The following is a 22,887-nucleotide window of genomic DNA, read 5'->3' as shown; positions in this document are numbered from 1 at the left end:
AGCGCGCGTATGGGCGGTAACATCGAACAGCGACGGATCGCCGGGGTCGTGCTCGCCGGCGGCCGCTCGCAACGCTTCGGGCGCGACAAGGCCGAACAACGCTACGGCGACCGCAAGCTGATCGACTGGTCGATCGCCGCCTTGCAGCCGCTTGTCGGGACGGTCTTCGTTTCGGGGCGCGACTATCCGCCTTTCGTTTCGGTGGCTGACCGGCCCGAGCCGGGCATGGGCCCGCTCGGCGGTATCGCGGGCGCGATGGCCGCGGCAAAGGCGGCGGGTTATACCCATCTGCTCTCCTTGCCGTGCGACACGCCTGACGTTGCACCCGACCAGCTCGCGCAGCTATGCAAAAGCCCGGACAGCGCTTATCTCGCCGCCTGCCCCGTCATTGGCCTTTGGCCGGCCGATCAGGCCGAAAAGCTTGCGGAGCATTTGGCTGGCGGCGGCCGGCGCTCGGTGCGCGCCTGGGCCGATGCGCAGGGCGCGGCCGCGATCGACGGCGACGATATAGCCAACATCAACAGCGTCGAGGATCTGGAGCGGCTCTCCGGGCGCTGACGCGGGCGATCAGCCCGGAAAGGCGGGCGCCCTGCTGACCATCGCCGGCAGCGGACGCCCCATCACGCCGGTGAACCAGTGTGCGGCCTCCACCGCAGCCGGCAGGTCGATCCCCGTCGCGATGCCGCTGCGTTCGAGCATATAGACGACATCCTCGGTCGCCACATTGCCCGCCGCTCCGGGTGCAAAAGGACAGCCGCCGAGCCCGCCGAGCGATGCGTCGACCGTCGCCGCGCCCTCGGCGACCGCCGCCCATACATTGGCCAGCCCGGTGCCGCGCGTATTGTGGAAATGCACCCGCACCGGCAGGCCATCGACCGCTTCGCGCACGCGCCCCACCATCTCGGCGACCTGCGACGGCACCCCGACACCGATCGTGTCGGCAAGCGCGATCTCGCGCGGCTGCGCATCACAGGCGCGCTTCGCCATCTCGACGACGCGGGCGACCGCGACCTCGCCCTCGAACGGACAGCCGAAAGCGGTGGCGATCGTGATCTGGCCGCTCCGCCCTGCCGCCCTTGCCAGTCCGACGATTTCCATCGCCGCGGCGAGCGATTCGTCCGCACTCTGTCCCTGATTACGGATGCCGAAGCTATCGCTCGTCACGCACACCGCGCCGAGTTCGTCGATGCGCCCCGTCGCCAGCGCGCGCTCGGCCCCGCGGCGGTTGAGCACCAGCCCGATATAGGTCACGTCGCCCCGCTCGGGCAGCATCGCCACCAGTTCCTCGGCATCGGCGAGGTGCGGCACCTTCTTCGGATTGACGAAACTCGTCACCTCGATCCGGCGCGCGCCAAAATCGATCGCGCGGCGGATCAGTTCGGCCTTATCGGCGGTCGGAACCACCAACGCTTCATTCTGCAACCCGTCGCGCGGCCCAACCTCGACCATCTCAACCCTGTGCTTTTCCGCCATTTCGCGCCCCGTCTCCATTCGAGTCATTTTGCAGGTTGAAAATTACATAGCATTCTAAGTATATGATGACCACAAGAGTGATGCCAAAAGCCGCCGACATGCTTCATAGACCGGCTTGGGCGCCGAAAGGAACGGAATGACGAAAAACGGGGGAGCGCTGGACGGCATCAGGGTGGTCGAGATGGGGCAGCTCATCGCTGGCCCCTTCTGCGGCCAGCTGCTCGGCGACATGGGGGCAGAGATCGTCAAGCTCGAACCGCCCGGCACCGGCGACCAGATGCGCAATTGGGGCCAGGGCGACCGCCCAAGCTGGTGGCGCGTCATCGCGCGCAACAAATATTCGGTCGCGGTCGACCTGCGCGGCGAAGAGGGTCAGGCGCTGGCGCGCGAGCTGATCGCAAAGGCCGACATATTGATCGAGAATTTCCGTCCCGGCACGCTCGAAAAATGGAACCTCGACCCCATCGAGCTGCGCAAGAGCAACCCCGGGCTGATCGTCGTCCGCGTGTCGGGTTATGGCCAGACCGGCCCTTATTCAGCGCGCGCGGGTTTTGGCGGCATCGGCGAGGCGATGGGCGGCTGGCGCGGCATCGTCGGCTATCCCGACCTGCCGCCGGCACGCATGGGCGTGTCGATCGGCGACACCCTCGCCGCGACCTATGGCTGCATGGGCGCGCTCGCCGCGCTCCATCACCGCAGCAAGACCGGCGAAGGCCAGATTGTCGATTCGGCGCTTTACGAGGCGGTGCTGCAGGTGATGGAATCGACCGTGTCGGATTATTCGGCGAGCGGCACCAAGCGCCGCCGCACCGGATCGACCCTCCCCGCGATCGCGCCGTCGAACGTCTATCCGTGCCGCGACGGCGAATATCTGATCGGCGCCAATCAGGACGGCGTCTTCGCGCGGCTCGCCGCGGCAATGGGCCGGCCCGAACTGGCGAGCGACGAGCGCTATGCGACGCATCGCGCGCGCGGCGTGCGGCAGGAGGAGCTCGACGCGCTGATCGGCGAATGGACCGCGACGATGACGATCGCCGAACTGGAAGCGAAGATGGTCGCGGCGGGCGTTCCCGCGGGCCGCGTCTTCGATGCCGAGGATATGCTGGCCGACCCGCATTTCGCGGCGCGCGAGGCATTGGTGACGGTCGCGGACGACGAGTTCGGCGAGATCAGGATGCAGGGTGTGTTCCCCAAGCTGTCGGCAACGCCGGGCAGCATCCGCCGCCCCGCCCCGCTGACCGTCGGGCAGGACAGCGCCGATGTCCTCCATCGCTGGCTCGGCCACGAAGGAAAATCCGCATGATCACCCTCTATGGCGGCCCGACCCCCAACGCGCGCAAGATCGCGATCGCGCTGCTCGAAATGGAACTCGCATGGCGGCTCGAACCCGTCGACATCCTCGCGGGCGATCAACTCACCCCCGAATTTCTCGCGCTCAACCCGAACAACAAGACGCCCGTAATCGTCGATGACGAAGGCCCGCACGGTCCCGGCTTCGTCCTGTGGGAAACCGGCGCGATCCTACTCTACCTCGCCGAAAAGACCGGGCGTTTCCTGCCGAGCGACCCGGTGAAGCGCGCGATCTGCTGGCAATGGCTGATGTTCCAGGTCTCGGGGGTCGGTCCGATGTTCGGGCAGGAGGCGCATTTTACCCATTATGCCAAGGATCGGCACGACTATGCGATCACCCGATACGGCCGCGAGGTTGACCGGCTGATGATGGTCCTCGACCATCGGCTGGGCGAAGCCGAGTGGCTGGCGGGCGACGATTATAGCATCGCCGATATGGCGACCCTGCCCTATCTGCGCCGCCAGTTCATCGACAAGGCGGGGCGCTTTCCGAACGTCGAGCGCTGGGGCGCCGCAATGCTCGCTCGCCCAGCGGTCGCCGAAGGCATGAAGGCCGGCACCGCGCGCGCCGAAACGATCGAGGGCGGGCTCACCGGCTTCACCGACGAACATCGCGCGATCCTGTGGGGCGATCGCCAGCACGCGCAGCGGTGAAGCGGAAGCGGCGAACGACGGCATCGGGGTGGATTTGAGACATTCCCCTCCCTTTTAGGGAGGGGTTAGGGGTGGGTCGCGAGCGCAGCGAGCAAGAGGAAGCGCGCCGCCTTCGGCGGCTACCCACCCCCCAGCCCCTCCCTAAAAAGGAGGGGAGGAGAACCTCCGCAATCGGCCGCTTTCGCTCTCTCCCTCGTCGTCCCGGGCTTGACCCGGGATCCCGCTTTTTTGGGGCACCAGCAGTTTTCGAGGTCAAGCGGGGCCCCGGATCAAGTCCGGGGTGACGGTGATGGATAGGGCAACTAACAGCCGAAACCCGCCTCCCTCAATCCCCCTTTACCGCCGCCTGGTTCGCATCGCCGAACATGTTCGACCATTCTTTCTCGTCGAGCGTCTGATGCCGCCCCACATATTTCGCGGATGCCTTCAAATCCTCGCGCGCCATCGCCCGCGCCACCGCCGGGCGCGCGCGGATGCGTTCGAACCAGCCGTGGATCGCGGGCCATTCATCCAGCCCCATCCCCATGACGAACGCCGACGCCCGCCCGGGCCAGATCGCCATGTCGGCGATCGTATAATCGTCGCCCGCGACATAGGCGCTCTTCTCCAGCCGCCGTTCGAGTATGGTGAGCAAGCGTTGCAATTCCTTCGTGTAGCGTTCGACGGCATAATCCTGCCCCGCGGGCGCATAGCGCAGGAAATGACTTGCCTGCCCGCCCATCGGCCCCAGTCCCGCGACCTGCCAGGCCAACCACGACAGCGTCGCCGCGCGCGCCGCGCCCGACGCGGGCAGGAAACACCCGCTCTTCTCGGCCAGATATTGCAGGATCGCCCCCGATTCGAAGACGGCAACCGGATCGCCGCCCCCCGCCGGATCCTGATCGACGATCGCGGGCAGCTTGTGGTTCGGGTTGATGCGCCCGAACGCGGCGGTGAGCTGGTCGCCGTTGAAGATGTCATAGGGCAGGACCCGATACGCCGCGCCGATCTCTTCCAACATGATCGCGATCTTCTGCCCGTTCGGGGTCGCCGAATAATGAAGGTCGATCATCTCAGCGAATCTCGTGGATCACATGGCGGACACCGAAATCGGTGCGCTCGCCAACCCCGACCGCGAGCAGGCCGTTCAGCCAGCCATAGGTCTTGCTCGCGGTTTCGAACACCGGCGCGATTCGCAGATAATATCGCGACGGATCGACATGGGGCGCGGCCGGGTCGGCAAAGGCGGCACGGACATCGTCTGGAATGACGTTGCGCCCGGTGTAGGAGAGATAGATCAGCTCGCCATCATCGGTCTGCCACACCGCGCGGGCATCGAAGGTCCCGACCGAAGCATCCTCGCCCAGCCGTCCGCTGCGCGACCAGTTGCCGCCGCCAGGCAGGACGATGCCGTTGATTCGCGGTCCGAAAAAGCGCCCGCCGCTGATATAGCCCATCCGGTGATCGCCGAACGGCGACACCCCCATGCCGATGATGCCGCCGCCGACCTCGAACTCCACCGTGCACAGATGGCTGCTCGTAAGTGCGGCGGAACCGGCTTTCCCATTTTCGTCGTTCATCTTGCGAATCCTCTTTGCAAAGCTATGGACAAGCATAAAACCATTAGTATACTAAGGGTCAATCAGATTGACGGATCGGACGCATATCCGGGGCACCGTCGACAGGACTTTAAGGGAGGGTTAGCATGAAGGCGTTCAACCAGTTTCTGCTGTCGGGTGTCGCGACCGTCGCGATGACGGCATTTGCCGCGCCGGCGATGGCGCAGGCCAGCGGCGCACCCGCCGCCGAAGCCGACGACAGCAACACCAACGAAATCATCGTCACCGCGCAAAAGCGCGAGCAGAGCCTGCAGGACGTGCCGATCTCGATGGAAGTCGTGAGCGGCGCCAAACTCGCCGAATTCAACACGAGCGACATCAAGGCGGTGATGAACTACACCCCGAACGTGTTCGTGCAGTCGACCGCGGGCAACGACGTCATCTATATCCGCGGCTTCGGCTCGCCGCCGGCGAACTTCGCTTTCGACCAGTCGGTGTCGCTCTATGTCGACGGCATCTACGCCGGCCGCAGCCGCCAGGCGCAGGCGCCCTTCTTCGATCTCGAACGCGTCGAGGTGCTTCGCGGCCCGCAGGGCGCGCTGTTCGGCAAGAACACCGCAGCGGGCGCGGTCAGCGTCGTGTCGGCCGGTCCGACCAGCCAGGCGGAGGGCGCCTTCACCGCGCTCTATAACTTCGACCAGAAGGGCTTCGACGTTTCGGGCTATATCTCGGGGCCGCTCAGCAGCACGCTCTCGGCGCGCCTCGCGTACAAGATCGTCAAGCAGGACGGTTATATCCGCAATCTCGCGACCAACCACGACGACCCCGAAATCAAATCCCAGCTCGCGCGCCTGACGGTCAAATGGGAACCGTCGAGCAGCTTCGACTATACGCTGAAGGCCGAGTACGGAAACCGCGACATCGTCGGCGGCATCACCGTGTCGAGCCCGTTGACCAGCGGCCAGGATCCGCAGGACACGCGCTACCTCGAACGCTCGGCGCTCGGGCGCGAGGGCAATCGCAATGAATCGGTGATGCTCTCGGGCGTCGGCAATCTTGCGCTTGGCGATTTCACGCTGACCTCGGTCACCGGCTACAGCTGGTTCAAGTCGAAGATCGTCAATGGCTTCGACCAGATGATTCCGAACAGCGGCGGCGCCCACACCGCCAACTCGGTCTACAACGCCTTCCCCGAACGCTTCGACCAATTCTCGCAGGAAGTCCGCATCCTGTCGCCCGTCGGCGAGACGTTCGAATTCATCGCCGGCGCCTATTACGACAAGTCCGATTACACGCTCGAACAATATCAGGGCTTCAACATCCCCAACCTGTTCCTTTCCATCCCCGGCGCGACCCCGGCCGATCCGCGCATCCCGATCTTCGACGGTCCGTATCTCGCCCGCATCGACAGCATTTTCCGCCAGAAGGCCGAAAGCTGGTCGGTGTTCGGACAGGGCACGCTCAACATCAGCGATGCCTTCCGCGCGATCGGCAGCCTGCGCTATTCGCATACGAAGAAGGATGGCAGCTTCCGCACCACGCTCGCGTCGGCTTCGAACGGCCTCAACGGACAACCTTTCCCGCTGCGCCCGATCACCAACGCCGACGGCTCGATCAGCGAAGGCAATGTCGACCCGTCGGTCACGCTGCAATATGACATCGCCCCGCGCATCATGATCTACGGCACCTGGGGCCGGGGTTCTAAATCGGGCGGGTTCGTGTCCAACACCCTCGGTACCGTCGACAGCACCTTCACCTTCGAGCCCGAACGGTCGGAGAATTTCGAGGCGGGGATCAAGTCGACACTGGCCGACGGCAAGGTCGTCGCCAACGTCTCGGTCTACAAGACGAAGTTCAAGGACCTGCAGGTTTCGGTCTATCAGCCCGCAACCTCGAGCTATCTGACCGGCAACGCCGCGGCGGCAACGTCGAAGGGGGTCGAGGGGTCGCTCAGCATTTTCCCCTTCCCCAATTTCGATATCAGCGCATCGGGTGCCTATTCGGACATCAAATATGACGATTATCCGGGCGCGGCGTGTCTCGCGTCGCAGCCGGTGACCTGCACCCCGGCGACGAACAACCTCGCCGGTTTCCCGGTCGCCTATTCGTCGAAATGGACCGGCAGCGTCACCGCCCACGCGCGCGTCGACATGTCCGACGCGATGAAGATCGACATCACCGGCGTCGCGTCGGGCCGTTCGAAATATTTCAATTCGGACAATCAGAGCCCGATCTTCGGCGTCCAGGGCGGCTATGTGAAGCTCGACCTGCGCGTCCAGCTCGCCGATCAGGACGACGGCTGGCACGTCGCGCTCGTCGGCAAGAACCTGACGAACGAAAAGACGATCGGCAGCGCGTTCAACCTGCCGTCGCCGATCACCCCGGTGCCGCGCGCGATCCTCTACCTCGAACCGACGCGCAACATTTCGGTCGAAGCCGGGTTCAAATTCTGATGTCCCGGGGGCCGGCCGCCGCCCGCATCCTCCTTCGGAAGGAAGCGGCGGCGGCCCTAACCCGCCATCACGCGGTGCCCTTTCGATGATCGAGGTCTATTTCACGCCCACGCCGAACGGCCACAAGGTCTCGATCATGCTCGAGGAGACGGGGCTGCCGCACCAGCTGCTCGCGATGAACATGCTCGAGGGCGATCATCTGACCCCCGAATATCGGCGGATCAACCCGAACGGCCGCTTGCCCGCGATCGTCGACCATGATCCGGTCGGCGGCGGAGCGCCGCTTCCGGTGTTCGAGAGCGGCGCGATCCTGCTCTACCTCGCCGAGAAGAGCGGGCGGTTGCTTCCCGAAAACCCGCGCCGGCGGTCGCAAGCCCAGCAATGGCTGATGTGGCAGATGGCGAGCTTCGGCCCGATGCAGGGTCAGGCGCATCATTTCATCCGCTATGCGCCCGAAGGCCAGACCTATCCGGTCGAGCGCTATCGCAACGAAACGCTGCGGCTGCTCCACGTCCTGAACGGGCGGCTGGGCGAGGCCGAATATCTGGCCGAGGAATATTCGATCGCCGACATCGCATGCTGGCCCTGGACGCGCGCGATCCGCGCCATCGGCCTGACGCTCGACGATTATCCGGCGGTCGCCGACTGGTTTGCGCGCATCGCCGAGCGTCCCGCGGTGATCGCGGGCACCGACGTCAAGAACGCCGCCAACCTGTCGAGCGCGCGGCCGGTGCTGACCGAAGAGCAATGGTCGAACCTGTTCGGGAAGAATATGCTGGAAGCGCCGGTGCGTTAGTCAATCTCGTCATTGCGAGCGAAGCGAAGCAATCCAGAGCGGCTGACGCACACTCTGGATTGCCGCGTCGCTTCGCTCCTCGCAATGACGAAGTTTGGGGCTACACCGTATGCGCCCGCCCCCACTGATATTCCACCTTGCCGTCCAGCCGCCGCACCGCGACCCAGTCGCCGCCCGCAAGGCTGTCATCCTCGATCAGCGCCATCACCCCGCCCGCGATATCTTCGGGCAAACAGGCTTCATTGTTCGCGAGCACCATCTTCATCCATTCGGATTTGCCGCCCGCCCCCGTCGTGTCGAGGATCGGCGTGTCGACCAGCCCGGGCAACATGCCGGCGACGCGGACGTTGCATTCCTCCTTCAGCGGCGCGCAGCAGCGCGTGAACATCATCACCGCTGCCTTGGTCGTCGCATACATGGCATCGTAGAAACCGGTGCCCAGCGCGACGGTCGAGACGGTGTTGATGATCACCCCGCCGCCGCGCTTCCGCATCGCCTGCACCACGATCTGCGTTGCCGCGACCAGCGAAGTCACATTGACGTCGATGATCCGGCGGATGCGCGCGGCATCGACGTCGGGAAATTGCGGCAGCCCCGACACGACCCCGGCATTGTTATGAAGGATATCGACGTCGCCATGCGCGCGAAACCACGCCTCGGTCGCCGGGATGTCGGACAGGTCGAGCCGGTGCACGCTCGCGCGCGCACCCGCCGCTTCGACCAGCCGCGCCGTTTCGGCCAGCCCCGCTTCATTGACGTCGACCAGCGCGATCTGCGCCGCGCCGCGTGCCGCCAGCACCACCGCCGTCGCGCGGCCGATGCCGCCCGCCGACCCGGTCAATATCGCCGTCTTGCCGTTGATATCCATATCTTCTCTCCCGTCGGTCTTGCCGCTACCGTAAAGCACGTTGACAGATAAACTTAAATACCTAAGTATTTTTCGACCGAGCAGACTCGTGCGTTTACAAGGAGAGTTATGACCGAGGCCACCACCCTGGGTGCCGGTGCCGCAGCGTCCGGCAGCGGTCATGCGATGCGCCGCAACGTCGCGCTGGCGATGCTGTTCGTGGTCGGCACGATCAACTTCGTCGACCGCCAATTGCTGTCGGTGCTCGTCGAACCGATTCGCGCCGAAATGGATTTCAGCGACACGCAGTTCGGGCTGCTTACCGGCCTCGCCTTCGCGCTCTTCTATGCCGCGATGGGCGTCCCCGTCGCGATGCTCGCCGACCGCTGGAACCGCATCAGGCTGATCGGCATCGCCTGCGTCGTGTGGAGCGGCTTTACCGCCGCCTGCGGCATGGTCGGCAACTTCTGGCAGCTCGCCCTGATGCGCTTTGGCGTCGGTGCGGGCGAAGCGGGCGGCACCGCGCCCTCGCTGTCGGTCATCGCCGACTATTATCCGCCCGCACAGCGCCCGCTCGCGATCGGGCTGTTTACCTGCAACGGCCCGTTCGGGGTCTTCGTCGGCGCGACCTTCGGCGCCTGGGCGGCCGCGAACATCGGCTGGCGGGGCGCCTTCGTCGTCATCGGCCTCGTCGGCATCCTCGTCGCGCCGCTGCTCATCTGGCTCGTTCGCGAACCGGCGCGCGGCGCGATGGACACGCATAAGCCCGCCGACGAAGCCCTGCCCTTCAGCCAAAGCCTCGCGATGTTCTGGCGCCGCCCGTCGCTGCGCATGGTGATGATCGGCAGCGGCCTCGCCGCCTTCACCAGCTATGGCATGCTCAACTGGATTCCCGCCTTCCTGATGCGCACGCAAAGAATGCCGCTCGACGCGATGGCGACCTATTTCGGGCCAGCCGCGGGCATCACCTTCGGCATCGGCATCCTCGGCGGCGGCTGGCTCGTCAGCCACCGCGCCAAAACCTCCGCCCGCGCCTATGGCACGATCCCCGCGCTCGCAACCGCGGTGCTGATCCCGACCTTCATCGCCGCTTTGCTCGTCGACACATGGCAGCTGTCGCTCGTGCTGATGCTGATCCCGATGGCGGCCTGCACCGCCTATGTCGCCCCCGCGCTCGCGCTGGTGCAAAACCTCACCCCGCCGCGCAGCCGTGCCACCGCCGCCGCGGTGCTGATGCTGATGTTCAACATCGTCGGCCTGGGCCTCGGCCCGCTGTTCGCCGGGATCGTCAGCGACGCGCTCAAACCCGACTATGGCGTCGACAGCCTGCGCTGGGCGCTGATGGCGCTGATGCCCTTCGCCGCCGCCGCGGGGATCGCGCAATATCGCATGACGCGCCACCTCGAAAAGGATTTCGCCGAATGACCGACGTTGCGGGCAAGACCGCCTTCATCACCGGCGGCGCGAGCGGGCTCGGCTTCGCCACCGCCCGGGCGCTCGCCGCCAAGGGCGCGGCGGTGATCCTCGCCGACATCGACGCCGCCGGCGCCGAAGCGGCCGCCGCAACCCTGCGCGGCGAAGGCGCGCACGCACTCGGCCTCCAGCTCGACGTGACCAGCGAGGAAAGCTGGGCCGAAGCGGGCACCACGGCGCGCGAATTCGGCGCCGTGCGGATCCTGTTCAGCAATGCCGGGGTCGGCGGCGGCTCGGGTCCGTTCGAACAATATGACACCGACGTCTGGCGCTGGAACTATGCGGTCAACGCCCACGCGCATCTTTACGCCTGCCGCACCTTCCTCGGCGAGATGAAGGCATCGGGCGAGCCGAGCCATCTCGTCATCACCAGCTCGATGGTCGCGATCGTGCCGCCGCCGATCTCGGTCGCCTATATCAGTTCCAAATATGCGACGCTCGGCATCGCGATGGCGCTGCGGGGCGAACTGGCCGGAACCTGCGTCGACATCTCGGTGCTGATGCCCGGCATGTCGGCGACGCGGATCGTCGAGACGACGCGCGACCTGCGCCCGGTCGAGGTCGAAACCGGCAAGGCGGCGGCAACCAGCCAGGCGATGCAGGGCGTCCTCGCGGGCGGCATGTCACCCGACAAGATCGGCGCGCGCGTCGTCGAGGCGATCGAGGCCGGCGATTACTGGATCTTCACCCACCCCGAATGGAAGGCGATGGCCGAGCTGGTGACGCAGGACATGCTGTCGTCGTTCGGCCCCTCGGCCGATCCGGGGTATAAAGGCGACGATATCGACGGGCTGATCGCGGCCAACGGCGGCCGCATGTTCGGCGCAAAAAACATAGGAGAGAGACATGGCCGAAGAGAATGACATCCGCGCAATGGCGCAGCGCTTCTTCGATGCGATCGAGGCGGGCGACATCGAAACGATGCAGGGCAGCTTCACCCCCGATGCCGAGATCTGGCACAACACCGACGAGCTGATCGTCACCCCGGCGCAGACCGCGCAGACGCTGACCGGCATGGTCGCGCGGATCAAGGACCGCGAATATGCCGACCGCCGCCTCACCGCCTTTCCCGGCGGCTTCGTCCAGCAGCATGTTTTAAAGGGCAAGCGCGTCCACGACGATGGCGAAGTCCGCCTGCCGTGCGCGATCGTCTGCAAGGTCGTGGACGGCAAGATCACCCGGCTCGACGAATATTTCGACAGCGCGCACGTCGCTGAATTCCGCAAATTCGCCAACGCCTGAGGAGTCCGATATGCCGATCCTGCGCCAGGTGCCCCGTTCGGAAGTCACCGACGAGACCGTCACCGCTTATTACAACCGCCTGTTCGGCGACCGCGACCCCGTCGCCGAACCCGGCACCGCGACCGGCACGCCCGGCGACTGGTGGACGGTCTTCGCGCTGGCCCCCGACATCTTCAAGCACGCGGTCGACGGCTTCGCGGTCTATCGCCACCCGGCGCGCAAGATCGATCCCGTGCTGCGCGAACTCGGCCAGACGCGCGCCGGCTGGGTCAAGGGCAGCCAGTTCGTCTTTTCGCAGCATTGCAAATCGCTGCGCGGCCTCGGCGTCAGCGAGGAAAAGATCGCGGCGATCGCCTATTGGACCGTCGCCGATTGCTATAACGAACAGGAACGCGCGGTGCTCGCCTATGCCGACTGCCTCGCCCAGGCGGGCGGGCGCGTCCCGCTCGAGATATTCGAAAAACTGCGGACCTTCTGGGACGATGAGCAGATTTTCGAATTCACCTACATCACCTGCCTCTACGACATGCACGCCGTGATCACCCGCGCGCTGCGCATGGAGTTTGACGCCCGCGAGGATCCGATCGTCGAGGTCGCGGCGCCCGAAGGCTTCAGCGCCGCCGACTTCCTCAGCGCGCCGCGTCCGAAAGCCGAATGACCGGCTACGGCGCCCCCGAAGTCGTCGCGACCGGCCTTCGCTTCCCCGAAGGCCCGGTCCCGATGGCCGACGGATCGGCGCTGCTCGTCGAGATCGCGCGCGGCACGCTGACCCGCGTCGCGCCCGATGGAACGCTGTCGGTCGTCGCCGAACCCGGCGGCGGGCCGAACGGGCTCGCGATCGGCCCCGACGGCGCCGCCTATGTCTGCAACAACGGCGGCTTTGAGTGGATCGAGGCCGGCGGCCTGCTTTTCCCCGGCCATGCCGCGAATGCCAAAGCTTGCGGGTCGATCCAGCGCGTCGACCTGACGACGGGTGCGGTGAAGACGCTCTATGACAGCTTCGAGGGCGAGCGGCTCAAGGGGCCGAACGACATCGTTTTCGACGCGAGCCAAGAGAATGGCGGCGGCTTCTGGTTCACCGATCACGGCCAGCTCCGCGCGAGCGGCCGCGACCACGGCGCGATCTATTACGCCGCCGCCGACGGGTCGAAGATCACCCGCCAGCGCGCCGAGATGATGGGGCCCAACGGCATCGGCCTGTCGCCCGACGGCAAGACGCTCTATGCCAGCGAGACGATGACCGCGCGCGTCTGGGCGATGGACGTCGTCGCGCCGGGCGAGTTGGCGCCGCCGCCGCCGTGGGCGCCCGGCCGCTTCGTCGGCACCCCGCCCGCCTTCCGCCTGCTCGACAGCCTCGCGGTCGAGGAAAGCGGGCGCATCTGCGTCGGCACGATGGTCGAGGGCGGGATCACGATTTTCGACCCCGACGGCGGCGGATCCGAATTCGTGCCGCTGCCCGACATCGGCATCACCAATATCGCCTTCGGCGGCGCCGACCGCCGCGACGCCTGGATCACCGCGTCGACGACGGGCACGCTTTACCGTGTCCGCTGGCCGCGCCCGGGCCTCGCCTTGCATAATCGTCAACTTAATTGACAGATTGGCCTCGGAGTGATAAGCATGAACGTGAGAGGATAGGATGAAATATTATAACAGCATCGGTCCCAACCCGCGCGTCGTGACGATGTTCATGGCCGAAAAGGGTATCGATATTCCCGAGGTCATGATCGACCTGCGTGGCGGCGAGAACCGGCGCGCGCCCTACAATGTCGATGTGAACCCCGCGGGACAGACCCCCGCGCTCGAACGCGACGACGGCAGCATCCTCACCGAAATCACCGCGATCTGCGAATATCTCGAAGAGCTTTTTCCCGAAACGCCGCTGATCGGCTCGACGGCGGAGGAACGCGCGAACACGCGCATGTGGACGCGCCGCGTCGACATCAAGATCTGCGAACCGCTGACCAACGGCTTCCGCTATGCCGAGGGTCTGCCGCTGTTCGAACCGCGCATGCGCTGCCTGCCCGAAGCCGCGGCGGGGCTGAAGGCGGTCGCGCAGGACGGGATCGCCTGGCTCGACCCGCTGATCGCGGGCCGCGACTATATCGCCGGCGACCGGCTGAGCCTCGCCGACCTCATGCTCTTCGCCTTCCTCGATTTCGGCGTGACGGTCGGCCAGCCGGTCGATCTTGCCAACCCCCACGTTCACGGCTGGTACGAGCGGATGAAGCGCCGCCCCAGCGCCACCAATTAAGACAGGAGACGGATCATGGCTGCAACCAACAAGGAGTTCGAATTCTGCGGGGTCAATCACCTCGCGCTCGTGTGCAAGGATATGGCGAAGACGGTCGAATTCTACCGCGACATCCTCGGCATGCCGCTCCTGAAGACGCTCGACCTGCCCGGCGGGCGCGGCCAGCATTTCTTCTTCGACGTCGGCAATGGCGACAGCATCGCCTTTTTCTGGTTCCCGAACGCGCCCGAGGCGGTTCCCGGCATTTCGGCCCCCGCCGCGCTGCCGACGCGCGGCAGCTTCGTGTCGGCGCACGGATCGATGAACCATATCGCGATCAACGTCCGCGCCGAAAAATTCGATGAATATTATCAGCGGCTGATCGACAAGGGGGTCGAGGTCACCCCGATCCTCAACCACGACAATTCCCCGACCCAGTCGTCGCCCGAAATGAACGACGACGTCTATGTCCGCTCGGTCTATTTCTTCGACCCCGACGGCGTCTGCCTCGAATTCGCGGCGTGGACCAGGGTGTTCGACGACAGCGACGTCGCGCACGATCCGGTGCGCGCCGACGGCACCAAGGTCGATGGCTTCATCACCGGCCGCACCCCGGTGCCGGCGGAATAAGCATTTCTACTGGGAAGAACTCATGGCCCGGCGGTTATCCCGCCGGGCCTTTTTTGTGGAAATGAGGTTTCGGCCGGAAGCCGACACTAGCCAAATAACCGTCGCCCCCGCGCAGGAGTGAAGGGTCGGATTGTCCCCCGGACAATCCTTGGACATGCGGGGCATGTCCAACCCTTAACTGGCCGCTGGCAACCTTACGCTAGGCCGACCGCGCCCCCCGCCTTCGCGGGGGCGAGGTTTTTAGTCGGCGTGCGAACATCCGCTCGCCCACCCCCAAAGCCGCCCTCCCCATCACCCCACCGCCCGATCCCGCCCTTCCCAATAGGGCGCGCGCAGTTCGCGGCGCAGCACCTTGCCCGACGGATTGCGCGGCAAGGCGTCGATATAATCGACCTGCTTCGGCGCCTTGTACGTCGCGATCCGCGCCCGCGCCCAGGCAATGACATCGGCGGCTTCGGGCCTGAGGTCGGCCGACGCCACCACCAGCGCCATCACCGCCTCGCCCCATTTGTCGTCGGGGACCCCGATCACCGCGACATCGGCGACGCCGGGGCAGCCCATGATCGCGCTTTCGACTTCGGCCGGATAGACATTCTCGCCCCCCGACACGATCATGTCCTTGATCCGGTCGTGGACATAATAAAAGCCGTCGGCGTCGCGGTAGCCGACGTCGCCGGTGTGGAGCCAGCCGCCCGCCAGCGTTTCTTCGGTCGCCGCGGCGCGGTTCCAATATTCCTTCATCACGATGCCGCCGCGGATCGCGATCTCGCCGATCTCGCCGTCGCCAACTTCCCTGCCTTCGCCGTCGAGGATCGCCATCGCGGCACCCGGCCACGGCTTGCCGCACGAGGTGAGCTTGCCCGGTAAATCATGCGCAGCAGGCGACAGATAGGAGCCGCCGCCCGCGGACTCGGTCATCCCGTAGAATTGCACGAAGTCGCAGCCGAAGGTCGCCCGCGCGCGGCGAAGCACATCCTCGGCGATCGGCGACGCGCCATAAGCGATCGACTTGAGCCCCGGATAAGCACCCGCGTCCGCATCGGGCTGGAGCAGCATCATCTGGATCATCGCCGGCGCCAGAAAGGCGTGCGCGACATTTTCCACGCGCATCATGCGCACCGCATCGGGCGCGGTGAAATCCTTGACCAGCACCAGCCGTCCGCCCTGTGCAAGCCCCGAGAAGCTGACGTTCGTCCCCGCGACATGGAACAGGGGCATGACGATCATCACCGTCTCGTCCTCACCATAGGCAAAGCCGTCGACCTCGGTCGCCGCTTCGAGGAAGGTGCGATAATTGCGGTTGGTCAGCACGACGCCCTTGGGCAGCCCGGTCGTCCCGCTCGTATAGAGCTGGAGCACATCGTCAGCGAGTGCGGGCCGCGCGGCGGGCGGTGTATCCGCCGCGTTCCCCAGCCACGCCTCGAACGGTTCGAACGCCGGATGGCCGCCATAGAGCGCGATCAGCCGCGGCGGCGATGCCAGCCCCTCGATCGCGGTGAGCGCGCAGTCGAAGAAATCCTCGCCGACGAAGAGCAGTTTCGGCCCCGCATCGCCCAGGATGAAGCCGATCTCGCCCGGCGCCAGGCGGCAGTTGATCGGCGCGAAGCAGGCGCGTGCCCGCGCGGTGCCAAAGAACAGCGGATACCAGCCGTCGTGGTTCTTGCTCAGCGCCGAGACGCGGTCGCCGGGCGCCACGCCCGCCGCGATCAGCGCGTTCGCGACCCGGTTTGCGCGCGCGTCGAGCTCGGCGAAACTCGTCTCGCGGTCGCCGAACTTCACCGCGGTCGCTTGCCCGCGCACCCGCGCCTGCGCCGCCGGTATGTCGGCCAATGTCTGGATGGCATCCAGATCGATCATTTTCCTCTCCCTCTCGGTCCTGTTTCGCTTGAATTAGATAGAATACTAAGTAAATACTGACCAGCCAGAAAATCGAGAGGACCGGCCTTGTTCGACCACCCCATCCTGCCGACAACGATCGTCGGAAGCTACCCCCAGCCTGATTGGCTGATCGACCGCGAGCGGCTGAAGGCCAGCCTGCCCCCGCGTGTCCGCGCCGAGACGCTGTGGCGCGTTCCCGGCCCCTGGCTCGCCGACGCGCAGGAAGCCGCGACCTTGATGGCGATCCGCGATCAGGAGGAGCTGGGCATCGACATCGTCGGCGACGGCGAGATGCGGCGCGAAAGCTATTCGAACCGCCTCGCGACCGCCTTGTCGGGCATCGATACCGAAAAGCATGGCAGTGCGGTCGACCGGACGGGCAACGCCAATCCGGTGCCGCTCGTCTCCGGCCCGATCCGCCGCATCGCGCCGATCGAAGCGCAGGACGCGGCTTTCCTGCGCCGCCATTCGGCCAAGCCGGTCAAGCTCACGCTGCCCGGCCCGTTCACGATGACCCAGCAGGCCGAGAACGGCTATTATCCTGACGCACGGTCGCTGGCGATGGATTATGCCGACGCGGTCAATGCCGAGGTGAAGGATCTGTTCGCGGCGGGCGTCGATGTCGTCCAGCTCGACGAACCCTATCTGCAAGCGCGCGCCGCCGAAGCGAACAGCTACGCCATCGAGGCAATCAACCGCGCGCTCGACGGGGTCGGCGGCACGACCGCGCTCCATATCTGTTTCGGCTATGCGATGGTGCATCACGGCGCGGGCGCGACGGGGCCCAAGCCCAAGGCCTATGATTTCCTCGCCGAACTCGAAGCATCGGCGATCGACGTCATCTCGGTCGAGGCCGCGCAGCCCGGACTCGACCCCGCGATCCTCGCCGAACTGCCGACCAAGACGATCATGTACGGCGTCCTCGACCTGTCGATCCCCGAGGTCGAAACCCCCGAGGTCGTCGCGGAGCGCATCCGCGAGGCGCTGCGTTACGTCGACGCCGAGCGGCTGTGGATCGCGCCCGATTGCGGGATGAAATATCACAGCCGCGAGCATAGCCAGGCGAAGCTGAAGGCGATGGTCGACGGCGCGGCGCTGGTGCGGGCGGAGCTCAAATAATATTGTCATCCCCGCTAAAGCGGGGATCCAAGCTTCTTTCTTCCTTTTCTTTGCGCCTTCGCGCCTTTGCGTGAAATCAGAAAAATCTCACGCAAAGGCGCAAAGGCACGAAGAGGGAATAAGCTGGATTCCGGCTTTCGCGGGAATGACGGGCTATCGGTCGATAAACGCCGTCAGCAAAGCCGCCACCTCTTCCGGCGCCTCGACCGTCGGCAAATGCCCTGCCCCCGCGATCACCTCCAACCGCGCTCCCGCGATCGCCTCCGCAATCTCATCATGATGCGCGCGGCTGGTGATGCCGTCCTGCTCGCCCCAGATCAGCAACGTCGGCACCGCTATTTCGCCCAGCCGCGGCCGGCTGTCGATCCGCGCCATGATCGCGCGTTGCTGGGCGAGGAAGGTCTCGGCACCGGTATCCGCCGCCATCTGCCGCGCGATGCCAAGCAGCCGCGCGTCGCCCCGCTTTTCCTCGGGAAACAGGATCGGGATGCGCTCTTCGACGACCCGATCGAAATTACCGCTCTCCACCAGGTCGATATAGCCCTGCCGCCGCGCCGTCTGCGCCGGGCCATCGGCCGAGGCGAGCGTCGAAATCAGCGCCAGCTTTGCGACGCGTTCGGGCGCGCGGCGCATGACTTCGAACGCGACAAAGCCGCCCATCGCGTGCGCGATCAGTGCGAACTTCGGCGGGGCATTGTCGAGCAAGCGCTGCGCAAAGCCTTCGATCGTGTCGTCGCTGCGATTGTCAGCGACGGTGACCTCGCGACCGGGCCAGACATCGAGCAACGGCTGCCACACGGCGTCGGTCAGAAGCTGGCCGGTGATGAGAATGATGGGAAGCGTCATTAGACCACCTGATGAAGAAGCGGTTCGGCCGCGGCGAGGCGCCGGCAATTTTCGTGCGCCACCGTCAGGCTGCGCACCAGCGTCTCCGGCGTCAGCCACGCGATATGCGGCGCCAGCACCGCATTGGGCAAGCCAGGCAGCGGATTGCCGCGCGGCAGCGGTTCCTCGGCGAACACGTCCAGCCCCGCTCCGCGCAGATGCCCCGAACGCAGCGCCTCGATCAGCCGCGCCTCGTCCACCAGCTCGCCGCGCGCCGTGTTCACCAGCACCGCGCCCTTCTTCATCGCCAGCGGGTCGATGCTCGCGCGCGTCTCGTCGGTCAGCGGCATATGCAGCGACACGATGTCGCTTTCCGCCACCAGCCGGTCGAGCGGCCAATATTCATAGGGCACGTCGCGCGCGCTGCGCGCCGTATAGACGACCTTCGCCCCCAGCGCCGCGAGCACCGGCGCGAGCAGCCCAGCCGAATTGCCGAAGCCGACTAGCCCGACCGTGCGCCCGCCCACTTCGCCGACGCTGTCGAGCTCGGACGGATCGGCGGTCCACCCCTCGCCGCCGCGCGTCCGGGCATCGAAGAAGCAGGTGCGGCGAAGCACCGCCATCATCAGCGACAGGGCCATTTCGGCGACCGCCTGGCTGTTCGTGCCGGGCATGTTGCACACCGCGACGCCGTGGTCGCGGGCGGCATCGAGCGCGATCGTATTGACCCCGACGCCCAGCTTCTGGATCAGTTTGAGCTTCGGCGCCGACGCGATGAATTCCGGCGTGACCGGCGTCAGCACATGGAGCAGCGCGGTGATGTCGGGCGCGACCTCATCGAGCGGCGCCGCCTCGTCGACATGCACGACGACGCCGGGACCGAAAATCGCATCGACCGCCTCGCGAAATCCCGGGCTCGGCCGGGCGTGCAGGACGATCATGCCGCCACCCGCCCGATCGATCCGGCAAAGGCCGAAAAGCCCGCGAACTCGGCATCGCCGCCCATCGCTTCCTCGATCCGCAGCATCTCGTTCCACTTTGCCATGCGTTCGGATCGCGTGAAGCTGCCGACCTTCAATTGCCCGGCATTCCATCCCGTGGCGAGATGCGCGATCGTGACGTCCTCGCTCTCGCCCGAACGCGCCGACACGATCGCGCCCCAGCCGCGCGCGACGGCGGCATCGAGCGCCGCCTTGGCTTCGGTCACCGTGCCGACCTGGTTGACCTTGATCAGCGCCGCGTTGCACACCGCCGCTTCGCCCGCGCGCTCGACCCGTGCGGCGTTGGTGACCAGCACATCATCGCCGATGATCTGCACCCGCTCGCCGATCGCCGCGGTCACCGCCGCCATCGTCGCCCAGTCGTCCTGCCCCCCCGGATCCTCGATCGACAATATCGGATAGCGCCCCGCCCATTCGACGATCCGCGCAGCCATTTCCTCGCCCGACAAGCGCCCGTCGTCGAGCGCGAGATTGTAACCATCGGCATCGCCGAGTTCGTTCGCCGCGATATCGAGCGAGATGAAAACCTCCTCGCCCGCACGGTGCCCGCTCGCCTCGATCGCCCTGGTCAGCGTATCGAGCGCATCCTCGTTCGACGCGAAATTGGGCCACCAGCCGCCCTCGTCGGCGACCCCCGACAAAGGCCCCTTCGCTTCCATCAATTTCCCTGCGGCGCGATAGACATCGTCGGTGATTTCGAGCGCGCGGCGAAAGCTGCCCGCCTGGGGGCACATGATCATGAAATCCTGCACATCGGTCCGCCGCCCGGCATGCGCGCCACCGCCGAAAATCTGGATCTCGGGCAGCGGGATGCGCACCTTGCGGCCCCCGGCCAGATAACGCCACAGCGGCTCGCGCGCGTCGGCGGCGGCGGCGTGGAGCACCGCCATCGATACCGCGACGACCGCATTCGCGCCGAGCCGCGCCTTGTTCGGCGTGCCGTCGAGCGCGCAGAGCGCCGCATCGACCGCGACCTGATCGCCCGCGTCCATGCCCGCGATCGCCCTGGCGATCTCGGCACCGATCCCCGCAATCGCGCCATTGACGCCGAACCCGCCGAACGCCTCGCCCCCATCGCGCAGGTCGATCGCTTCATGCGCGCCGCGCGACGCCCCTGCCGGCGCGATGGCGCGGCCGGTCGCGCCCGATTCCAGCACGACCTCGGCCTCGACCGTGGGCCGCCCGCGCGAATCCCAGAGCTGGCGGCCGGTGACGGAGGCGATAGGCGCAGTCATGCAGAAGTCCTTTTCCAGTTGGCGACGAGCGCCTCGATCGGTTGCGCCGCGACGATCAACGCCCGCGCCTGTTCGCGCACGATGCGCTGATGTTCGGGGTCGGTCAGATAGGGCGCGGGCGACTTGCCCTCGACCCGCGCGAGGAGCAACGCGGCAGTGAGCTTCCCGACGCGCAGCAGCAGGCCATCGGGTTCTTCCCAGTCGATCCCGCTTCTGTAGGCGTCGACCAGCAACGCCGCCGCGTCGTTCAGCCGCGCGTCCCCAGACCACACCGCCTTCAGCAGCAAATGCGTCGTGCAAAAGGCGAGATCAAACGCCGGGTCGCCATACACCGCGCATTCGGCATCGAGGAACACGGGTCCGTCGGCGCTGACGAGGATATTCTTCGGGCTGACGTCGCCATGGACCAGCGCAATCTTGCGCGACGACAGATCGTCTGCGAGCGCGCGCAGGACCGGCGCCAGCTCGATATCATGGTCGGCGACATAGAGCAGGAAAGGGTCGACGCGCAGCGCGCGAAACATCTCGTCGTTCGGAAAGGCGTCGCGATCGGCATCGCTGTGCGCCGTCGCTGCATGCACCGCCGCGATCCCGCGCCCGACCGCTGCGGCAAAATCGCCATCGACGCGCCCCGCCATCAACTCGTCCTTCCACACCGGACAGCCCGGCAGGAAACGCATCGCAAAGGCATGCCCCGTCGCCAGCTCGGCGAGCACCTCGGGCGCGATGCGGGCATCGACGCCGCGCGCGCGGCGCAGCCAGCGCACTTCGCTGACCCCGCGCTCGACCGGCGCCAGCCATTCGGCCGCGACGCGCAGCTGCGGCAGCGGCCGCTTGACGACGATCGGGCCGTCCGCCGTCTCCACCTTCCACACGTCGCACGACACGCCGCCGGTCAGCGGTTCGAGGGCGATGTCGCCCGCCCCGACCAAGCCGGCGCCGCGCAGGTCCGCAATGATATCGGCGTCCGCCTCATCCACTTATAATTTCTCCCGGATCCACCCGCCGACCAGATCGGCGGCCGTCTGACGCTCGGCAATCGAATCCTCGAAATAATGCGCCCCGGGGATCAATTCGAGCCTCTTGTCGGTCGAGCCGAGAAAATCGAAGATCTTGCGCGCGTCGCTCGGGAAAACACCGGTATCGGCCGTCCCCTGCACGACCAGCGCGGGCGTGTCATGCTTGGCGAGATGCGGCTGCCCCTGGCACGGCGAGGTTTCGAGGCTCCACATGTTGAGCCACGTCTTGATCGTATTGGCGCGCCCGATGCTCGGCGTCCGGTTCGCGACGGCGGGGTCGCCGCGATAGCACCAGTTCGGCTTGCGGTCCGACGGGTCGATCGCCGGATCGACGCAGCGGATATCGCCCCAGCAACGGAACATCGGAAAGATGCGATCGGGGATGCCCGCATCGTTCAGGCGCGTCAGTTCGGCCTTCGCCCAGTCGGTGATCCGCTGATTGCGGGCGCGCTGCGCGGCGCGATATTTTGCGATGAACGCCTCCGAATAGGGCGGACCATTGTCGGGGTTGAACGGATCGAGCGCGGGGTCGGTCGCCACCGGATCATTCTCGTCGATCACCGACGCGTCCATCCAGTCGGTCAGCACTTCGGGGCGCCCTTGATGCGCGTTGAAACTGATATAAAGGTCGCCCTTGATCAGCGATGCCAGCGCATCCTGCCCGATCGAAGGCAGCCGGTCGGTCAGGGTCGGGGCGATCGCCTCGGCCTGATAGGCACCCATCAGCGATCCGCCCCCCGAATTGCCAAGGATGACGATCTGTTCGACCCCGGCCTTTTCCTTCAGCCATTTCATGCCGACCCCGATGTCGAGGATGGCATGCTCAAGCAGGAACTGGTCCTCGACCCCGCGATAGCGCGTGTTCCAGCCGAGAAAGCCAAAACCCTGCCGCGCAAAATAGGGCGCGATATAATGTTCGGAAAAATCGACGTTATAGTGCGTCGCGATGATCGCGACCTTCGGGCGCTTGCCTGCCTCGGTCCAGTAAATCCCCTGGCACGGGTGGCCGCCCGCCTGAATGCGCGGCGCGGTGGGCGATACCAGCCCGATGAATTGCGCGTCCAGTCCTTCGATCCCGTTGGGGTCCATCATCGTCTCTCCTGATTGTCGTATCTTATCAT

The 22,887-nt window shown here is 66.0% G+C and carries 23 protein-coding genes; 13 read left to right on the top strand and 10 right to left on the bottom strand.

The features are described 5' to 3' along the window. The first annotated feature begins 9 nt into the window (after nt 1–9). Nucleotides 10–558 carry a molybdenum cofactor guanylyltransferase gene (gene mobA / locus FHR22_RS03805; protein WP_166939107.1) on the top strand — a complete coding sequence of 183 codons (549 nt, stop codon included), beginning with the start codon at nt 10–12 and terminating at the stop codon, nt 556–558. A gap of 9 nt (nt 559–567) precedes the next feature. On the opposite strand, the gene FHR22_RS03800 is transcribed toward mobA, so the two are convergent. After that, nucleotides 568–1,473: a hydroxymethylglutaryl-CoA lyase gene (locus FHR22_RS03800; protein WP_166939104.1), complete on the bottom strand. Its 906-nt coding sequence runs from the start codon at nt 1,471–1,473 to the stop codon at nt 568–570. Nucleotides 1,474–1,609: 136 nt separating this feature from the next. On the opposite strand from FHR22_RS03800, the gene FHR22_RS03795 reads away from it, so the two are divergent. Both FHR22_RS03795 and FHR22_RS03790 read left to right on the top strand, forming a co-directional pair. Then, nucleotides 1,610–2,776 carry a CaiB/BaiF CoA transferase family protein gene (locus FHR22_RS03795; protein WP_166939102.1) on the top strand — a complete coding sequence of 389 codons (1,167 nt, stop codon included), beginning with the start codon at nt 1,610–1,612 and terminating at the stop codon, nt 2,774–2,776. Then, nucleotides 2,773–3,477, top strand: coding sequence for a glutathione S-transferase family protein (locus FHR22_RS03790; RefSeq protein ID WP_166939099.1), 705 nt, complete (start codon nt 2,773–2,775; stop codon nt 3,475–3,477). Before FHR22_RS03795 ends, FHR22_RS03790 begins: the two co-directional genes overlap by 4 nt. A 325-nt stretch (nt 3,478–3,802) precedes the next feature. Here FHR22_RS03790 and FHR22_RS03785 read toward each other — a convergent pair whose 3' ends face one another. Together FHR22_RS03785 and FHR22_RS03780 are read right to left on the bottom strand one after the other, a co-directional pair. Then, on the bottom strand, nt 3,803–4,528 hold the full coding sequence (locus FHR22_RS03785) for a glutathione binding-like protein (protein ID WP_166939097.1): 726 nt from the start codon (nt 4,526–4,528) through the stop codon (nt 3,803–3,805). 1 nt (nt 4,529) lies between these two features. Then, a complete protein-coding gene (locus FHR22_RS03780) occupies nt 4,530–5,036 on the bottom strand; it encodes a DUF3237 domain-containing protein (RefSeq protein ID WP_166939094.1) in 507 nt (168 codons plus the stop codon). 125 nt (nt 5,037–5,161) lie between these two features. On the opposite strand from FHR22_RS03780, the gene FHR22_RS03775 reads away from it, so the two are divergent. Both FHR22_RS03775 and FHR22_RS03770 read left to right on the top strand, forming a co-directional pair. After that, nucleotides 5,162–7,468 carry a TonB-dependent receptor gene (locus tag FHR22_RS03775; RefSeq protein ID WP_166939092.1) on the top strand — a complete coding sequence of 769 codons (2,307 nt, stop codon included), beginning with the start codon at nt 5,162–5,164 and terminating at the stop codon, nt 7,466–7,468. Between the two features lie 85 nt (nt 7,469–7,553). Continuing rightward, nucleotides 7,554–8,264 (top strand): glutathione S-transferase N-terminal domain-containing protein, encoded by a 711-nt coding sequence (locus FHR22_RS03770; protein WP_166939090.1) that lies wholly within the window; start codon nt 7,554–7,556, stop codon nt 8,262–8,264. A 100-nt stretch (nt 8,265–8,364) separates the two neighbouring features. On the opposite strand, the gene FHR22_RS03765 is transcribed toward FHR22_RS03770, so the two are convergent. Continuing rightward, nucleotides 8,365–9,132 (bottom strand): SDR family NAD(P)-dependent oxidoreductase, encoded by a 768-nt coding sequence (locus tag FHR22_RS03765; protein WP_166939088.1) that lies wholly within the window; start codon nt 9,130–9,132, stop codon nt 8,365–8,367. Nucleotides 9,133–9,240: 108 nt separating this feature from the next. On the opposite strand from FHR22_RS03765, the gene FHR22_RS03760 reads away from it, so the two are divergent. Genes FHR22_RS03760 through FHR22_RS03730 form a run of 7 tightly spaced genes read left to right on the top strand, consistent with a single transcriptional unit; the run spans nt 9,241 to nt 14,689 of the window. Beyond that, nucleotides 9,241–10,536 (top strand): spinster family MFS transporter, encoded by a 1,296-nt coding sequence (locus tag FHR22_RS03760; protein WP_166939085.1) that lies wholly within the window; start codon nt 9,241–9,243, stop codon nt 10,534–10,536. Then, a complete protein-coding gene (locus tag FHR22_RS03755) occupies nt 10,533–11,447 on the top strand; it encodes an SDR family NAD(P)-dependent oxidoreductase (protein ID WP_166939083.1) in 915 nt (304 codons plus the stop codon). The genes FHR22_RS03760 and FHR22_RS03755 overlap by 4 nt, the downstream gene beginning before the upstream one ends. Then, the gene (locus FHR22_RS03750) at nt 11,431–11,826 is read left to right on the top strand and encodes a nuclear transport factor 2 family protein (protein ID WP_166939081.1); all 396 of its coding nucleotides are present in this window, start codon (nt 11,431–11,433) and stop codon (nt 11,824–11,826) included. Before FHR22_RS03755 ends, FHR22_RS03750 begins: the two co-directional genes overlap by 17 nt. Nucleotides 11,827–11,836: 10 nt before the next feature. Beyond that, nucleotides 11,837–12,484 (top strand): carboxymuconolactone decarboxylase family protein, encoded by a 648-nt coding sequence (locus FHR22_RS03745; protein ID WP_166939079.1) that lies wholly within the window; start codon nt 11,837–11,839, stop codon nt 12,482–12,484. Further along, a complete protein-coding gene (locus tag FHR22_RS03740; protein ID WP_166939076.1) occupies nt 12,481–13,422 on the top strand; it encodes an SMP-30/gluconolactonase/LRE family protein in 942 nt (313 codons plus the stop codon). Before FHR22_RS03745 ends, FHR22_RS03740 begins: the two co-directional genes overlap by 4 nt. Before the next feature lie 43 nt (nt 13,423–13,465). Next, nucleotides 13,466–14,080, top strand: a complete 615-nt coding sequence (locus FHR22_RS03735; RefSeq protein ID WP_166939074.1) for a glutathione S-transferase family protein — start codon at nt 13,466–13,468, stop codon at nt 14,078–14,080. A gap of 15 nt (nt 14,081–14,095) precedes the next feature. Then, nucleotides 14,096–14,689: a VOC family protein gene (locus tag FHR22_RS03730; RefSeq protein ID WP_166939071.1), complete on the top strand. Its 594-nt coding sequence runs from the start codon at nt 14,096–14,098 to the stop codon at nt 14,687–14,689. 291 nt (nt 14,690–14,980) lie between these two features. Here the strand turns inward: FHR22_RS03730 and FHR22_RS03725 are convergent, their stop codons facing one another. Beyond that, nucleotides 14,981–16,546: a long-chain-fatty-acid--CoA ligase gene (locus FHR22_RS03725; RefSeq protein WP_166939069.1), complete on the bottom strand. Its 1,566-nt coding sequence runs from the start codon at nt 16,544–16,546 to the stop codon at nt 14,981–14,983. 87 nt (nt 16,547–16,633) lie between these two features. On the opposite strand from FHR22_RS03725, the gene FHR22_RS03720 reads away from it, so the two are divergent. Then, complete coding sequence (locus FHR22_RS03720) at nt 16,634–17,686, top strand: 5-methyltetrahydropteroyltriglutamate--homocysteine methyltransferase (RefSeq protein ID WP_166939067.1); 1,053 nt, start codon at nt 16,634–16,636, stop codon at nt 17,684–17,686. 153 nt (nt 17,687–17,839) lie between these two features. Here FHR22_RS03720 and FHR22_RS03715 read toward each other — a convergent pair whose 3' ends face one another. From FHR22_RS03715 to FHR22_RS03695, 5 genes are read right to left on the bottom strand one after another with little or no spacing between them, the layout of a single operon-like run. After that, the gene (locus tag FHR22_RS03715) at nt 17,840–18,532 is read right to left on the bottom strand and encodes an alpha/beta fold hydrolase (RefSeq protein WP_166939064.1); all 693 of its coding nucleotides are present in this window, start codon (nt 18,530–18,532) and stop codon (nt 17,840–17,842) included. Continuing rightward, nucleotides 18,532–19,452 (bottom strand): NAD(P)-dependent oxidoreductase, encoded by a 921-nt coding sequence (locus tag FHR22_RS03710; RefSeq protein ID WP_166939062.1) that lies wholly within the window; start codon nt 19,450–19,452, stop codon nt 18,532–18,534. The genes FHR22_RS03715 and FHR22_RS03710 overlap by 1 nt, the downstream gene beginning before the upstream one ends. Continuing rightward, complete coding sequence (gene eno, locus FHR22_RS03705) at nt 19,449–20,747, bottom strand: phosphopyruvate hydratase (protein WP_166939060.1); 1,299 nt, start codon at nt 20,745–20,747, stop codon at nt 19,449–19,451. Before eno ends, FHR22_RS03710 begins: the two co-directional genes overlap by 4 nt. Beyond that, a complete protein-coding gene (locus FHR22_RS03700) occupies nt 20,744–21,727 on the bottom strand; it encodes a phosphotransferase (RefSeq protein WP_166939058.1) in 984 nt (327 codons plus the stop codon). The genes eno and FHR22_RS03700 overlap by 4 nt, the downstream gene beginning before the upstream one ends. After that, entirely contained in the window at nt 21,728–22,858 is a 1,131-nt protein-coding gene (locus FHR22_RS03695; RefSeq protein ID WP_243853450.1) for an alpha/beta hydrolase, read from the bottom strand. Nucleotides 22,859–22,887: the final 29 nt, after the last annotated feature.

The sequence above is a fragment of the Sphingopyxis panaciterrae genome, assembly GCF_011762125.1.
GTDB classification, from domain to species: Bacteria; Pseudomonadota; Alphaproteobacteria; order Sphingomonadales; family Sphingomonadaceae; genus Sphingopyxis; species Sphingopyxis panaciterrae.
This window is presented reverse-complemented; position numbering and strand designations above follow the sequence as displayed.

Coding starts and splice junctions, on each gene's coding strand:
- FHR22_RS03800 (WP_166939104.1), bottom strand. CDS start 1,473: ATGGCGGAAAAGCACAGGGTTGAGATGGTCGAGGTTGGGCCGCGCGAC.
- FHR22_RS03765 (WP_166939088.1), bottom strand. CDS start 9,132: ATGGATATCAACGGCAAGACGGCGATATTGACCGGGTCGGCGGGCGGC.
- FHR22_RS03775 (WP_166939092.1), top strand. CDS start 5,162: ATGAAGGCGTTCAACCAGTTTCTGCTGTCGGGTGTCGCGACCGTCGCG.
- FHR22_RS03715 (WP_166939064.1), bottom strand. CDS start 18,532: ATGACGCTTCCCATCATTCTCATCACCGGCCAGCTTCTGACCGACGCC.
- FHR22_RS03790 (WP_166939099.1), top strand. CDS start 2,773: ATGATCACCCTCTATGGCGGCCCGACCCCCAACGCGCGCAAGATCGCG.
- FHR22_RS03710 (WP_166939062.1), bottom strand. CDS start 19,452: ATGATCGTCCTGCACGCCCGGCCGAGCCCGGGATTTCGCGAGGCGGTC.
- FHR22_RS03760 (WP_166939085.1), top strand. CDS start 9,241: ATGACCGAGGCCACCACCCTGGGTGCCGGTGCCGCAGCGTCCGGCAGC.
- mobA (WP_166939107.1), top strand. CDS start 10: ATGGGCGGTAACATCGAACAGCGACGGATCGCCGGGGTCGTGCTCGCC.
- FHR22_RS03695 (WP_243853450.1), bottom strand. CDS start 22,858: ATGATGGACCCCAACGGGATCGAAGGACTGGACGCGCAATTCATCGGG.
- FHR22_RS03735 (WP_166939074.1), top strand. CDS start 13,466: ATGAAATATTATAACAGCATCGGTCCCAACCCGCGCGTCGTGACGATG.
- FHR22_RS03755 (WP_166939083.1), top strand. CDS start 10,533: ATGACCGACGTTGCGGGCAAGACCGCCTTCATCACCGGCGGCGCGAGC.
- FHR22_RS03745 (WP_166939079.1), top strand. CDS start 11,837: ATGCCGATCCTGCGCCAGGTGCCCCGTTCGGAAGTCACCGACGAGACC.
- FHR22_RS03725 (WP_166939069.1), bottom strand. CDS start 16,546: ATGATCGATCTGGATGCCATCCAGACATTGGCCGACATACCGGCGGCG.
- FHR22_RS03795 (WP_166939102.1), top strand. CDS start 1,610: ATGACGAAAAACGGGGGAGCGCTGGACGGCATCAGGGTGGTCGAGATG.
- FHR22_RS03780 (WP_166939094.1), bottom strand. CDS start 5,036: ATGAACGACGAAAATGGGAAAGCCGGTTCCGCCGCACTTACGAGCAGC.
- FHR22_RS03785 (WP_166939097.1), bottom strand. CDS start 4,528: ATGATCGACCTTCATTATTCGGCGACCCCGAACGGGCAGAAGATCGCG.
- FHR22_RS03750 (WP_166939081.1), top strand. CDS start 11,431: ATGGCCGAAGAGAATGACATCCGCGCAATGGCGCAGCGCTTCTTCGAT.
- FHR22_RS03740 (WP_166939076.1), top strand. CDS start 12,481: ATGACCGGCTACGGCGCCCCCGAAGTCGTCGCGACCGGCCTTCGCTTC.
- FHR22_RS03770 (WP_166939090.1), top strand. CDS start 7,554: ATGATCGAGGTCTATTTCACGCCCACGCCGAACGGCCACAAGGTCTCG.
- FHR22_RS03730 (WP_166939071.1), top strand. CDS start 14,096: ATGGCTGCAACCAACAAGGAGTTCGAATTCTGCGGGGTCAATCACCTC.
- eno (WP_166939060.1), bottom strand. CDS start 20,747: ATGACTGCGCCTATCGCCTCCGTCACCGGCCGCCAGCTCTGGGATTCG.